Below are 13450 nucleotides of genomic sequence, written 5' to 3'. Positions count from 1 at the left end.
ATCACGGACACGTATAGTGACAAGATCACAAGCCCCCAGCTTGCTATCTATGGCCAGGTTGAATAGCGCTAGGTCTCGCGTCTTCCCGGCAAGCTGCCGCCGAACACGAATGGCTCAAATATCTTTGAGGCAAAGCGGAGCTTTTTACCCGACCAGCTTATTCTTATTCCAAGGTTCACGGGTCGCAGGTATTGAGGCGCTCATGGCATGGATCTCCATGGATGGATAGAAAAGGGTGGCCCAGTCCATGCCTGGCGTATGTTTGAGCCCTCTAACGGTCGCCAGCCGATCCAAAGCGGCCTTCTCGACAAAGACAGCAAGTCCCCCGGTTCGTTATGCCGCATGCACTATGACTGGTATTATACTCTCGAGCTGTACTTAATATTACGGTTTTTCGTGAATTAGGTAGGAGACGGCGTGCAGCATAACGTTATTGAACGCGAGCGTACTCATCCAATACCAGAGTGTGCTGTCGAATACCTGTTAGCAGTAATATATGCCAGAAAGCCAACCGGATGGTCGGAGAAAAGATGAATAAGGCGAGAAAGACTTCTAATTTGATAGGGCGTGCTATTTATGCGCTCATCAGCTTGAGCCTGGGCATTATCAGCCTCACAATGATGGGCGTTGCCCTGTGGGACATATGGCTCTCGGTACACGAAAGAACATTGCTTATCGCGGCCCTTCTTAATGCCATCGGCTTGATCGTGATTGGAATGGCTGTCTTTGATGTATCCAAATTCTTTTTGGAAGAGGAGGTTTTTAGCAGCAGCGCTACAAAGTCGCCCGCAAAACAGAGAGAGGCTTTATTAAAGTTTTTTGTCATAATTGCCATTGCTATAAGTCTGGAAGCCCTGGTCTTCGTATTCAAGTCGGGGACAGAAGATATTACTACGCTGATCTACCCCACTTTCTTGTTGATTTCAGCTATCTTGGTGGTAGTCGGCCTTGGTGTATATCAGAGGTTGACTCGTGATGATGACAAATAAGTGAGAACGCAAATCGGCTATTCGTCTTTCCTTGTGGGTTGCCTGATTCAGCAGAAGGCCCGCCAAGTGCGTTCGATGTGCCACAAGCTGACCGCTAAAGCGGCGGTTTAATCTGGGCACTATATAGGTGCTATCTGAACGTCCGCTTCTGGCCGTAAGCTGTCTCGTATAAAAGACAGCCAGCAACATCACCTAACCGGGCCTTATACCTCTCGGCCCGGCAAAGGCATCCCTCAAACCTTCTTCACGAACTCCGACTTGAGCTTCATCGCGCCGACACCATCAATCTTGCAGTCGATGTCGTGGTCGCCGTCAACGAGACGGATGCTCTTGACCTTGGTGCCGACCTTCACCACCTGCGAGGAGCCCTTGATCTTGAGGTCCTTGATCACGCTGACGGTGTCGCCGTCCTGCAGCGGATTACCGTTGGCGTCGGTGATGACGCGCTCGTCGCTGGCGGCCTCTCCCGCTGCCTGCTGCGGCCATTCATGCGCGCATTCGGGACAGACGTACATGGCCATGTCTTCGTAAGTGTATTCGCTGGCGCACTGCGGGCAAGGGGGCAACTGGCTCATGGGAACTCGGCGTCCTGGTGAAAAGGAAGCGCGAAGTCTACCGATGGGAAGCCACGAAGCCCAGCGGCAAAGCGTCGCGTACCGATGCTGTACCGATTAGCTACTGCGCTATCCTGATGTCAACCCCGACGTCAGCGAGGTTCGCATGTCGATAGCCACCGCCCGTCCCCGGCGTCATGTCATCGTCGCCGCACTGCTTCTCGGCCTGATACCGATGGCCTCGATGGCGCTGGATCATAGCGCGCTGGCCACCGCCGTCCAGCGCGCCGGCGCGCTGCCGCGTACCCATACCCTGCTGGTCGCCGTCGAGGGTAAAGTCGAGGTGGATCGCGGCTGGCGGGGCCACGCCACCGACGAGACCGCAAGCATCAAGTCATTGTCCAAGCTGATGATCTCGGCTCTGGTCGGTGCCGCCATCGAGCGTGGGGTGGTGGCCGGCGTCGATCAGCCGGTGGTCGATCTGCTTGGCGAACGCGTGCCCGACGACATCGATCCACATGTCAATGCCATTACCGTCGGCAATCTCCTCTCCATGCAGGCCGGGCTGGAACGCACCTCCGGCACCCATTACGGTGGCTGGGTCGCCAGCACGAACTGGGTCCACGACGCCTTGACGCGCCCTTTCGTCGCCGAACCCGGCGGGCGCATGTTGTACTCCACCGGCAACAGTCACCTGCTTTCCGCCGCACTGACCGAAGCCAGCGGCCGCAGCACTCTGGCGCTGATGCGCGACTGGCTGGGCGAGCCGCTGGGTATCGTCATTCCGCCCTGGACGCGCGATCCGCAAGGCATCTATTTCGGCGGCAACGAGATGGGCCTGACGCCCCGGGCACTACTGCGCCTTGGCGAGCTCTATCGTCAGGGCGGGGAATACGCCGGCGAGCGCGTGCTGCCCGCCGAGTGGATCGAGCGTTCCTGGCAGCCGCGCACCTACTCTCTTTTCAACCAGGATGACTACGGCTATGGCTGGTACATCACCACCCTGGCCGACACGCCGGTCTACTACGGCTGGGGCTACGGGGGGCAACTGCTGTTCGTGATCCCCCAACGTGCCATGACTATCGTCATGACCTCGGATCCCACACCGCCCTCCAACGGCAGCAGCTACCTCGACCGGGTCAAAACCGTGATCGGAGCGCTTATCGGGGCCGTCGGCGACGACACCGAATCGTGAACCTGAAGCCACCTTTTAATCCCATCATGAAAGCGGGTTTTTGCTTTTTGCCGAAAGCAATTTTCAGATGCCCTGGCGGCACTTCGTCGAGCACCTCCTTACACGCAGATCCTGAGCTTGGCCGGCAGAACCCGGCAAGGGTCATTTCGCTATGTTTTCCTTTCAATGCAGCGTTTTCTCTACAATTTTTGTCATGCTTGCCGATAGGTGTTACGGGCCGTTTCCCCTCCCGGCTACCCGGCCCGTAGCGACGACAAGTGAAGAAAATGAAGAACTGGTCCATCAAAAGCAGCCTGACGGCAGCGCTCGTGCTGCTGGTTGCCCTGAGTGCCGCTATCAGTGGCCTGGGGTTCTACTCGAACGACATCAGTGGCGATTCGCTCAGCGAGCTGGCTGAAATCAATGTCAAGCAGAGCAATACGCTCAACCGTACCCAGGTCAATATCCTGCGTGCCCAACTCATGTTGGAGAAGTACGCTGCGAGTATGGTGAACATGGAGGATCCGGAATTCCAAAGGCTGCCGGGTGATGCAAAGCAAGCATTGGCGGATGCAAAAGAGCGCTTTGCCTCGTTCGAGGCTATCCCCGTGGGAGAAGATAGCCATCGCGATCCCTATGTGGATGCTATCAAGGCCGCGTATCAGTCCCTGGTCATTGAAACGATGGAACCGCTTCTCGTAAATCCCGACCGTTTCGAAATCCGTATGGTGCTGGGCGATATTACCGAGCGCTCCGTCGTGCTCGACAAGACCGTTGATGATTTCATTCACTATGCAGAGGCGCGCGGTCAGGAACTGATCGCCGAAACTCATCGCTCCAGCCAGTTAGTCGAAATGTCGGGGATCGTGCTACTGCTGCTGTCGCTGGGCGCCGCTATCGTGCTGCGATTCGGGCTGATTCGAGTCGTGATCCGACCTCTGAACGAAGCCATTGCCCATTTTGAAAGAATTGCCAAGGGTGACCTGACCGGGAGGGTCGAAAGCCGTGGCACCAACGAAATCGGCCAGTTGTATGCCGGTCTGAAAGGGATGCAGGAACAGTTGATCGCTCTGGTGAGGTCATTGCGTAGCAGCAGCGATAGCGTTTTCACAGGGGCCAGCGAGATTGCTTCCGGCAGTCAGGACCTGTCATCGCGTACCGAAGAGCAAGCTGCTGCGTTGCAGGAAACGGCATCCAGCATGGAACAGATGACTTCGACGGTACGCCACAGCACGGACTCTTCTCTCGAAGCCGATCGTCTTGCAAAGCACGCTTCGCAAGCAGCCGAGAATGGCGGGCAGGAAGTGCAGCAGACCGCGGACCTGATGCGTGAGATTTCCGCAAACGCTCGCAAGGTCAACGACATCATCTCGGTTATCGACTCGATCGCTTTCCAGACCAACATCCTCGCACTGAATGCCTCGGTTGAGGCTGCACGTGCCGGCGAGCAGGGCCGTGGTTTTGCCGTGGTGGCCAGCGAAGTCCGCTCCCTGGCTAGCCGGAGCGCTGAATCAGCCAAGCAGATACGCACCTTGATCGAGACCACGACGACCCAGATCGAGACCGGAGCCCAGCAGGCCGAGCGCAGCGGAGAGACCATCAGCGCGACGGTAACTTCCATCCGGCAGGTCTCCAAACTGATGTCGGAGATTTCCTCTGCGACTCGTGAACAGAACAGCGGCATTGAGCAGATCAATGTGGCCATCACCCAGATGGACTCCGTGACCCAGCAGAACGCCTCATTGGTCGAGCAAACCAGCGCTGCGGCTGCATCGCTGGAAGAACAGGCACAGCAACTCGCCAACCTGATCGCCACATTCCGGATCGCGGAGTCCACCAGGGCGACACATTCCTCTCCGACGCAGACATTACCCCAGCCCAAAGTCCAGAAGCCGGCTTTGCCAGTAGCCAAGAAAGCAGTGGTACAAGGGGAAGAATGGGCTGAGTTCTGAGCCGGACAGATAGGCTTGAACAGCCCGCGCAAGGGCCGGGCTAGGCCGAACAGCGTAATCTTGATGTCGCCCCGCGTATGCGGGGCGACTTGTTTTGGAACGCTTCAGTGACGGTGGGGGGCGGCATCGGGGGGAGTGCCATTTCTGTCTTGTGCTAGGGGTACTTGTGCTAGGGTAAATGCCTCCACTGGAGCCTGCCCTACCCGTCTCGAGCGTCAATCGATAGTCAAGCGAAGCAGAACGGTTCACACCACCTGCGCTACCCTCTTTTTCTGCGCCGCTTCGGCCATCTTCACCACACTGCCGACCATGATCAGGCACGGCGAGGGCAGCGGATGCTCGGCGAGTCGTTCGGGCATGTCGGCGAGCGTACCGATCAGCGTTTCTTGCGACGGTAGGCTGGCGTTGGCGATCAGTATCATCGGCCAGCCGTCGGGCAGCCCTGCCCCGCGCAAGCCGGCGCAGATCGCCTCGACCTTGGACAGGCCCATGTAGAATACCAGCGTCTCGTCGGTGCGGGCCAACGCCTGCCAATCCGGCGCGCCCCCTTCGCGGCACTGCTGGGCGGTGATGAAACGCAGCTGCTGGACGTGGGCGCGATCGGTCAGAGCCATGCCCATCGCCGCCGCCGCACCCGAGGCGGCGGTAATGCCGGGCACGATATCGAAGGCAGTGCCGGCGGCGAACAGCGCATCGAGCTCCTCGCCCATGCGCCCGAACACGCCGGGGTCGCCGCCCTTCAGGCGTACCACGGACTTGCCTTCACCGGCCAGCCTGACCAGCATCGCGCCGATCTCGGCCTGCGCCACGCTGTGATGTCCGGCAGCCTTGCCCACGTAGTAACGCTCGCGTCCGGCGGGAATCAGCGCCAGGATGTCGTCGCCCACCAGGCGGTCGTAGACGATGGCGTCGGCCTGCATCAGCAGACGAGCCGCACGCAGCGTCAGTAGATCGGCGTTGCCCGGCCCGGCACCGACCAGATAGACCTTGCCCGGCCGGCACTCGCCCCGGGTCGGCAGGGAGACATCCCGGGAGGTTGCCTTCAGCCCGGCCATGACCGAGGAAAAGGCTCTCGAGCCGCCGGCCAGTCGTGACAGATAGCCCAGCAGATCAGGCAGTTTCGGTTTCCACTGCTTCAATAGTGCGATCATGGGCGGTTTCCTCTTCGATCAGTGATTTCAGTTCGGGAATGCACGAGCCGCATTGCGTGCCGCAGGCCAGGCGGGCGCCCAACGCTTCGACGCTGGTATCGCCGGCGCGAATCGCCGCGACGATGGATTGGCGTCCCACCTGATGGCAACTGCACACCACCGGGCCGGTATCGGCCTCACCGGCGGCGCAGCCCGCCAGCAGGCGACGGCGTTCGCTGTCGCTCAGCGATGTCTGGCCGAAACGTTCGTTGAGCCAGTTGAGCCCCGGCAGGTCGCTGGGTGGTCCGACCATCAGCCACCACGCCAATTTGCCGTCGATCAAGCCGGCGGCACGTAGCCGGCCAGTAGCGGCGTCCTGGCACCAGGGACCGAGCTCGCCGGGTAGAGTGTCGCGGCACCAGGCCAGCCAGTCGCGGGTGCGCTCACCGGCCATCTGCCAGCGCTCGCCATGGGCGAAGGGAATGCGGGTCCAGTAGGCGGTGTCGTCGCGCCAGTGCCCGGCCGCTTCAATGTCATGGCTCACCAGCAGGCTGGCCTCCCACTGCGTCTGCAGCGGTGCGATGGCCACCGCGCCATGCTTGGATTCGGGCTGGCCGGAGACGGGGTCGAGGTTCGCCGCCAACAGGCTGCCCATGCGGGCATGGCCGCTGAATTGATCGTTCCAATGCATGGGCACGAAGACCTCACCGAGCCGCTGAGCGGTGGAGATCCGCACGCGGGCGCGGAACTCGCCGTTTTCGCCGCGCAGCCGGGCCAAGGCTGCGTCACGCAGGCCATAGCGCTCGGCGTCCTGAGGATGGATGTCGATGAACGGTTCGGTACGGTGATTCATCAACCGCGCCGCCCGGGCGGTGCGGGTCATGGTGTGCCACTGGTCGCGAATACGCCCGGTATTCAGGCGCAGCGGCCGTGCCTCGCTCAATGTCTGCTTCGGCTCGCGCGACCGTACCGGCAACAGCCGCGCACGGCCAGTGGGCGTCATGAAGTGGCCATCCTCGAACAGCCGCGCGGTACCCCGGGGCGCGGCGGCGTTGACCGGCCACTGGATCGGCGTCAGGGCATCGTAGGCAGCGCGGTCGAGCCCGGTGAGTCCGGAGATGTCGAACAGACGCGCACCGGCGGCGCTTTTATCGACAGGGTTCTCGAAGCCCGACAGCCGCGCGTGCTCGTCGAAGATCTCGCCGGGGTGCCGGTAATCGAAGGCGTCGCCATAGCCCAGGCGCCTCGCGACCTGGCTGATGATCCACCAGTCGTGGCGCGCCTCACCGGGCGGTGGCAGCAAGCCGCGCTGGCGAGAGATGCGCCGCTCGGAATTGGTCACCGTGCCGTCCTTCTCGGACCACGACGAGGCCGGCAGGATGATGTCGGCATACGCCAGGGTGTCGTTGTCGGTCACGCAGTCGGAGACGATCACCAACGGACACTTGGCCAGAGCCCGGCGCACCCGGTTGGCATCGGGCAGACTGACCGCCGGGTTGGTGGCCATGATCCACAGCGCCTGAATCTCGCCGCGCTCGATGGCCTCGAACAGCTCGATCGCCTTGTGCCCCGGCCCCTCGGGCAGATGGGGCGCGCCCCAGAAGCGCGTGACGAGATCCCGAGCGCCGGGCGTATGATAATCCATGTGTGCGGCGAGCTGGTTGGCCAGTCCGCCCACTTCGCGCCCGCCCATGGCGTTGGGCTGGCCGGTGATGGAGAACGGCCCGCCGCCGGGAATGCCGATCTTGCCGCCCGCCAGGTGGCAATTGATGATGGCATTGGACTTGTCGGTGCCACTGGTCGACTGGTTGACGCCCTGGGAGTAGAGCGTGACCACGTGCAGTTGGGTGGCAAACCAGTAATAGAAGGTCTCCAGACGCTCGGGGTCCACATCGCAGTCGGCGGCTATCGACTCCAGACGGTTGTCGTCCTCGCGGGCCGCGGCCAGGGTGTCCTTCAGCCCCTCGGTGTGGGCGTCGAGATAGACCCGATCCAGCTTGCCCTTATCGGCCATCCACGCCAGCAATCCGGTGAACAGGCGCGCGTCGCTGCCCGGACGCAGCCCCAGATAGAGATCGGCGATCTCGCAGGTGTCGGTGACACGTGGGTCGATCACCACCACGCGCATCAGCGGGTTGAGCTTCTTGGCAGCGCGCAGGCGTTGATAGAGCACCGGATGATTCCAGGCCAGATTCGATCCCACCAGCACCACCAGCTCGGCGACTTCGAGGTCCTCGTAGTTGCAGGGCACGGCGTCGGCCCCGAAGGCGCGCTTGTAGCCGGCGACCGCCGAGGCCATGCACAGCCGTGAGTTGGTATCCAGATGCGGCGTGCCCAGAAAGCCTTTGAACAGCTTGTTGGCAGCGTAGTAATCCTCGGTCAGCAGTTGTCCCGAAAGATAAGCGGCCACGGCGCCATTGCCATGCGTTTCGCGTGTGGCGGCAAGGCGCTCGGCGACGCTGTCGAGCGCGCGCTCCCAGCTGACCTCTTGGCCGTCGACGCGCGGATGCACCAGCCGTCCATGCTCGCCGAGCGTCTCATGGAGGGCGGAACCCTTGACGCACAGGCGACCATGGTTGGCCGGATGCCGGGCGTCGCCCTCCACTGCGGTGATCACGCCATCTTCATAAGTGGCGATGACACCGCAGCCGACTCCGCAATATGGGCAGGTGGTAGCGCCTTGCATTCTGACCCCCTTGGCTGGCTTGTCCAGCTTGATGCTGATGGCTTGCCGAAACGCAAGGAGGCCTGACCCCGGCGATTGCAGGGTCAGGCCTCTTTGCCTGTCGAACGCGTTGCTGAATTGGGTACTCGCCTGGGCGCCGCCGTTGGCGCAGCCATCTCATTGCCTCTCTGAGACGGCGTTAGCGAGTTAATGCCTATCTAACAAGCAAGGGCAATGCCAACTTGTACAAAAAGTCTAAAACAAGGGGAGTTAATGGCTTGTATGTTTCAGTTGAAGTGCCTGAAAGCGCCTTGTGAATGGAAATTGCACCATCCGAACGCAAAAAGCGTCTTGGCTGCACAGCCAAGTGACATGCTCCGGGGGCTGAGCCCGTTCCGGGCCGCTTCTCTCTTCCGACCTTCTCAAAAACCTCTATCTCATCCATATGAAAATAAAAGACAAATAAATTCTGGCACGCTTTTAGCTTAATAGAGGACAGGACCGATCAATGACGATCCTGGCGCAAGCGCCAAGTGTCCCGCTGGCATTGCCAGCCACCAATAGATAGCTGCAGTACTGAACACAGGCAATGGCGCCTGATGGCCGAAGGTCCGCAAGGACGCTTCCGCTGTCAGGCGCCATTTTTCGTTTCAAGAATCCATTGGGGAGGTAGCGCACGATGACCCAGCCCGCCGCACCACTCTCGGCCCAGGATCACCTGCTGATCATCGGCAACGGCATGGCCGGGCATCGCCTGGTCGAGACCTTGCTTGCCCGTGACGACCGCCCGGGACGGATCACGGTGGTCGGCGACGAGCCGAGTATGGCCTATAACCGCATCCTGCTTTCGCCGCTGCTGGCGGGCGAAGTGACCCGAGAGGCACTCGACCTGCGTGACGCCGACTGGTATGCCGCGCAGGGCGTCGAGCTGATTCTCGGCGAGCGGGTCACCACGCTCGAGCGTGACGCACGTTGTGCCATCACCGACACCGGACGCCGTGTCGCGTATGACCATACGGTGATCGCCACCGGCTCGCGCCCGGCCATGCCGGATGTCCCCGGCACCCGGCTGGCCGGCATTCATGGCTTCCGCGACCTGCAGGACGCCGCCAACCTGGCCGATGCCACCGTTCTGTCCGGCCGCAGGGCCGTGGTGATCGGTGGCGGTCTGCTGGGGCTGGAAGCCGCCGAAGGCCTGCGCAAGCGTGGCATGGCGGTCAGCGTAGTGCAGCGTTCCGCGCACCTGATGAATCGTCAGCTCGACCCCACCGCCGCGGGCCTGCTGCAGGCGGAGCTCGAAGCCCGGGGGCTGCAGGTGCTGACCGGCGCGCGCCTCGCCGGCTTCGAGGGCCAGGGTCAGGGCCTTGTCACCGGGGTGCGCCTGGAGGACGGCCGGTGTCTGGACGCCGACTGCGTCGTCGTGGCGGCCGGCATCATCCCCAATGCCGAGCTGGGCCGCATCGCCGGGCTGGCCACCGATCGCGCCATCGTCGTCGATGCCTGGCTGACCACCTCCGACCCGACCATTTCCGCGCTGGGCGAGTGCTGCGAATACGACGGCAGCACCTATGGCCTGGTGGAACCGATCTGGCGCCAGGTGGACGTGCTCGCCGCCAGGCTCTGCGGCGAGACGTGCGAAGGCTACCGCGAAGCGCCCACCGCCACCAAGCTCAAGATCAGCGGCCTGTCGCTCTACGCCTTCGGTCCCATCGAGCCCTCTCCCGAGCACGAGGTGCTGACCTATCACGACCCGCAGCACGGCGACTATCGCCGTCTGCTGCTGCGCAACAATCGACTCGAAGGCGCCGTGCTGTATGGCGATACCGCCGCCGGCCCCTGGTATTTCTCCCAATCCCTTGCCGGACGTGACCTCGACGCCTGCCGTCAGGCCCTGCTGTTCGGCGCCAGCGACGCCAAGCCCCTACTTGGCAATCCGAATACATTGCCTCAGGAGGAAGCTGCATGAACAAGCAACGTCTCATCATCATCGGCAACGGTATGGTCGGCCATCATCTGGTCGAACAGCTGATCGAACGTAACGCCACCGAGCGTTTCGATATTCTGGTCTTCGGCGATGAGCACCACCCGGCCTATGACCGCGTGCACCTTTCCGAATACTTCACCGGTCGCGATGCCCAGGCATTGGCAATGTGTGAGCCGGGGCTCTATCAAGGCAGCGGTATCACCTTGCGCCTGGGCGAAGAAGTGACACGTGTCGACCGTGACAGCCACCAGGTCGTGACCGAACAGGGCCGCTACCCCTACGACGCTCTGGTACTGGCCACCGGTTCCTATCCGTTCGTGCCACCGATTCCGGGCAACGATCGCCCCAACTGTTTCGTCTACCGCACCCTGGACGATCTCGATGCGATTCGCGCAGCGGCCGAAACGGCCAATACCGGCGTGGTCGTCGGTGGCGGCCTGTTGGGGCTGGAGGCCGCCAACGCCCTGCGCGGCCTGAATCTGGATACCGCCGTGGTGGAGTTCGCCCCGCGTCTGATGCCCATGCAGGTCGACACCGAAGGCGGCGAACTGCTGCGCGAGAAGATCGAGAACCTGGGCGTTCAGGTGTTGACCGGCCGGGCCACTCAGCACATCGAGGACGGCCAGGCCAGCTATCACCGTATGGTCTTCCAGGACGAGAAGGTGCTGGAAACCGACCTGATCGTGTTCTCCGCAGGCATCCGTCCCCGCGACAACCTGGCTCGGGACTGTGGGCTCGAGATCGGCGAACGTGGCGGCGTAGTGGTCGACGACAACTGCCGGACCAGCGATCCGAGCATTCTGGCCATCGGCGAAGTGGCGCTATGGAGCAATAGCATCTTCGGCCTGGTAGGTCCCGGCTATCAGATGGCCAAGGCCGCCGTCGACACGCTGACCGAGGGCGAGCTCACCTTCAAGGGGGCCGACATGAGCACCAAGCTGAAGCTGCTGGGTGTGGATGTCGGGGCCATCGGCGACGCCCATGGCGACCGCAACCCCGGCGCGCGCATGTTCCGCTATCTGGATCAGATCAAGCAGGAGTACCGCAAGCTGGTGGTCTCCAGCGACGGCAAGAAGCTGCTCGGCGCCATGCTGGTGGGTGACAACAGTGTCTACGACACCCTGATGCAGTACTACAGCAACGGACTGGAACTGCCCAAGGACCCCGCCTCGCTGATTCTCCCCAGCAGCGAAGGCGTGCCGACGCTGGGTGCCGACGCACTGCCCGACACGGCCTCGATCTGCTCGTGCCACAATGTCACCAAGGGCATGATCTGCAGCGCCATCGATGCCGGCGCCACCGACCTCGGCGCGATCAAGGCCGAGACAAAAGCCAGCACCGGCTGCGGCGGTTGCGCGGCGCTGCTCAAGAGCGTCTTCGAACATGAACTCGAAGCCCGCGGCGTGGAGGTCGACAAGTCGCTCTGCGAGCACTTCAGCCATACCCGCCAGGAACTTTACTCCCTGGTGCGCGTAGAGAACATCCAGAGCTACAACGCGCTGATGGAGAAGCACGGCAACGGCGGCATCGGCTGCGAGATCTGCAAGCCGGCGGTGGGCTCGATCCTCGCCTCGTGCTGGAACAAGCCGATCACCGACGCCTCGAACGTGCCGCTGCAGGACACCAACGACACCTTCATGGCCAACATGCAGAAGAACGGCACCTACTCCGTGGTGCCGCGCATTCCGGGCGGCGAGATCACCCCGGACAAGCTGATCGCGATCGGCGCCGTGGCCAAGAAGTACAACCTCTACACCAAGATCACCGGCGGCCAGCGCATCGACCTGTTCGGCGCCCAGCTCCATGACCTGCCCGACATCTGGGCCGAGCTGATCGAGGCCGGCTTCGAGACCGGCCACGCCTACGGCAAGTCGACACGCACCGTGAAATCCTGCGTCGGCAGCACCTGGTGCCGCTACGGCGTGCAGGACAGCGTGGCCATGGCACTGCACATCGAGGATCGCTACAAGGGCCTGCGTTCGCCGCACAAGCTCAAGTTCGCCGTTTCCGGCTGCACCCGCGAATGCGCCGAGGCGCAGAGCAAGGACGTCGGCGTGATCGCCACCGACAAGGGCTGGAATCTCTACGTCTGTGGCAACGGCGGCATGCGCCCGCGCCATGCCGAGCTGTTCGCCACCGACCTCGACGACGAGACGCTGATCCGGTACATCGACCGCTTCCTGATGTTCTACATCCGCACCGCCGACAAGCTTCAGCGCACCTCGGTATGGCGCGAGAGCCTCGAGGGCGGACTCGACTACCTCCAGGAGGTGATCATCGACGACAGTCTCGGCCTGGGTGCCGAACTCGAGGCGCAGATGCAGCACGTCGTCGACCAGTACGAATGCGAATGGGCCAACGCGTTGAAGGATCCCGAGAAGCTCAAGCGCTTTCGCACCTTCGTCAACGACCAGCGCCCCGACCCGGACATTCGAGTCGTCGATGAACGCCAACAGCCCCGCCCGGCGCGTCCCGGCGAGATCCCGGTACGTGAAATCAACGCCGACCATCTGGCTATGGAGACCCATTCATGAGCATTGTTGCCCAAGCCGAAGTGAAAACGCAGGCCACCCGGCAGGACGATCTGCAGTGGCATCCGCTATGCCAGACTCGTGATCTGGTGGAAGACTCCGGCGTCGTCGCCTGGTGGCAGGACGCTCAGATCGCGCTGTTCTACCTTCCCGCCGGCCCCAACCGGGATGATGCGCAATTATTCGCCGTTGATAATCACGATCCCATCGCCAATGCCAATGTCATTGGCCGTGGCATCGTCGGTGACAAGGGTGGCGAAGCGATGGTGGCCTCGCCGCTCTATAAGCAGCACTACCGCCTGAGCGACGGCGTCTGTCTGGAGGACGAGTCGGTGAAATTGCGCACCTGGAAGGTGCGCATCGAGGAAGACCAGGTATTGATCGGCACCTCACGCTGATATCACTTCCGTGCCCGGATCCGCTATCCGGGCACGGCCCCTCCCTCACCATCGGCTACGCATTTCGCCGGCA

Annotated in this window: 9 protein-coding genes; 6 read left to right on the top strand and 3 right to left on the bottom strand. The window is 62.1% G+C overall.

Translation table 11 applies throughout. The annotated features are described in order from the left end of the window. Positions 1-530: 530 nt before the first annotated feature. On the top strand, positions 531-989 hold the full coding sequence (locus ACW4DH_RS16090) for a general glycosylation pathway protein (protein WP_459637421.1): 459 nt from the start codon (positions 531-533) through the stop codon (positions 987-989). A gap of 233 nt (positions 990-1222) precedes the next feature. Here ACW4DH_RS16090 and ACW4DH_RS16085 read toward each other — a convergent pair whose 3' ends face one another. Continuing rightward, positions 1223-1564, bottom strand: a complete 342-nt coding sequence (locus ACW4DH_RS16085) for a zinc ribbon domain-containing protein YjdM (protein ID WP_459637420.1) — start codon at positions 1562-1564, stop codon at positions 1223-1225. A gap of 145 nt (positions 1565-1709) precedes the next feature. Here ACW4DH_RS16085 and ACW4DH_RS16080 point away from each other — a divergent pair, with 145 nt between their 5' ends. Both ACW4DH_RS16080 and ACW4DH_RS16075 read left to right on the top strand, forming a co-directional pair. Then, the gene (locus ACW4DH_RS16080) at positions 1710-2738 is read left to right on the top strand and encodes a serine hydrolase domain-containing protein (RefSeq protein ID WP_459637419.1); all 1029 of its coding nucleotides are present in this window, start codon (positions 1710-1712) and stop codon (positions 2736-2738) included. A gap of 266 nt (positions 2739-3004) precedes the next feature. Further along, entirely contained in the window at positions 3005-4669 is a 1665-nt protein-coding gene (locus tag ACW4DH_RS16075) for a methyl-accepting chemotaxis protein (RefSeq protein ID WP_459637418.1), read from the top strand. Between the two features lie 245 nt (positions 4670-4914). Here the strand turns inward: ACW4DH_RS16075 and cobA are convergent, their stop codons facing one another. Further along, a complete protein-coding gene (gene cobA, locus ACW4DH_RS16070) occupies positions 4915-5724 on the bottom strand; it encodes a uroporphyrinogen-III C-methyltransferase (protein WP_459637445.1) in 810 nt (269 codons plus the stop codon). 55 nt (positions 5725-5779) lie between these two features. Continuing rightward, complete coding sequence (locus ACW4DH_RS16065; protein ID WP_459637417.1) at positions 5780-8485, bottom strand: nitrate reductase; 2706 nt, start codon at positions 8483-8485, stop codon at positions 5780-5782. 658 nt (positions 8486-9143) lie between these two features. Here ACW4DH_RS16065 and ACW4DH_RS16060 point away from each other — a divergent pair. From ACW4DH_RS16060 to nirD, 3 genes are read left to right on the top strand one after another with little or no spacing between them, the layout of a single operon-like run. Then, positions 9144-10430 carry an NAD(P)/FAD-dependent oxidoreductase gene (locus tag ACW4DH_RS16060; RefSeq protein ID WP_459637416.1) on the top strand — a complete coding sequence of 429 codons (1287 nt, stop codon included), beginning with the start codon at positions 9144-9146 and terminating at the stop codon, positions 10428-10430. After that, positions 10427-12982, top strand: coding sequence for a nitrite reductase large subunit NirB (gene nirB / locus ACW4DH_RS16055; RefSeq protein ID WP_459637415.1), 2556 nt, complete (start codon positions 10427-10429; stop codon positions 12980-12982). Before ACW4DH_RS16060 ends, nirB begins: the two co-directional genes overlap by 4 nt. Then, the gene (nirD, locus tag ACW4DH_RS16050; protein ID WP_459637414.1) at positions 12979-13377 is read left to right on the top strand and encodes a nitrite reductase small subunit NirD; all 399 of its coding nucleotides are present in this window, start codon (positions 12979-12981) and stop codon (positions 13375-13377) included. Before nirB ends, nirD begins: the two co-directional genes overlap by 4 nt. Positions 13378-13450: the final 73 nt, after the last annotated feature.

It is taken from the genome of Halomonas sp. WWR20, assembly GCF_054602495.1.
This window is presented reverse-complemented; position numbering and strand designations above follow the sequence as displayed.

Coding starts and splice junctions, on each gene's coding strand:
- ACW4DH_RS16090 (WP_459637421.1), top strand. CDS start 531: ATGAATAAGGCGAGAAAGACTTCTAATTTGATAGGGCGTGCTATTTAT.
- ACW4DH_RS16085 (WP_459637420.1), bottom strand. CDS start 1,564: ATGAGCCAGTTGCCCCCTTGCCCGCAGTGCGCCAGCGAATACACTTAC.
- ACW4DH_RS16080 (WP_459637419.1), top strand. CDS start 1,710: ATGTCGATAGCCACCGCCCGTCCCCGGCGTCATGTCATCGTCGCCGCA.
- ACW4DH_RS16075 (WP_459637418.1), top strand. CDS start 3,005: ATGAAGAACTGGTCCATCAAAAGCAGCCTGACGGCAGCGCTCGTGCTG.
- cobA (WP_459637445.1), bottom strand. CDS start 5,724: ATGGCCGGGCTGAAGGCAACCTCCCGGGATGTCTCCCTGCCGACCCGG.
- ACW4DH_RS16065 (WP_459637417.1), bottom strand. CDS start 8,485: ATGCAAGGCGCTACCACCTGCCCATATTGCGGAGTCGGCTGCGGTGTC.
- ACW4DH_RS16060 (WP_459637416.1), top strand. CDS start 9,144: ATGACCCAGCCCGCCGCACCACTCTCGGCCCAGGATCACCTGCTGATC.
- nirB (WP_459637415.1), top strand. CDS start 10,427: ATGAACAAGCAACGTCTCATCATCATCGGCAACGGTATGGTCGGCCAT.
- nirD (WP_459637414.1), top strand. CDS start 12,979: ATGAGCATTGTTGCCCAAGCCGAAGTGAAAACGCAGGCCACCCGGCAG.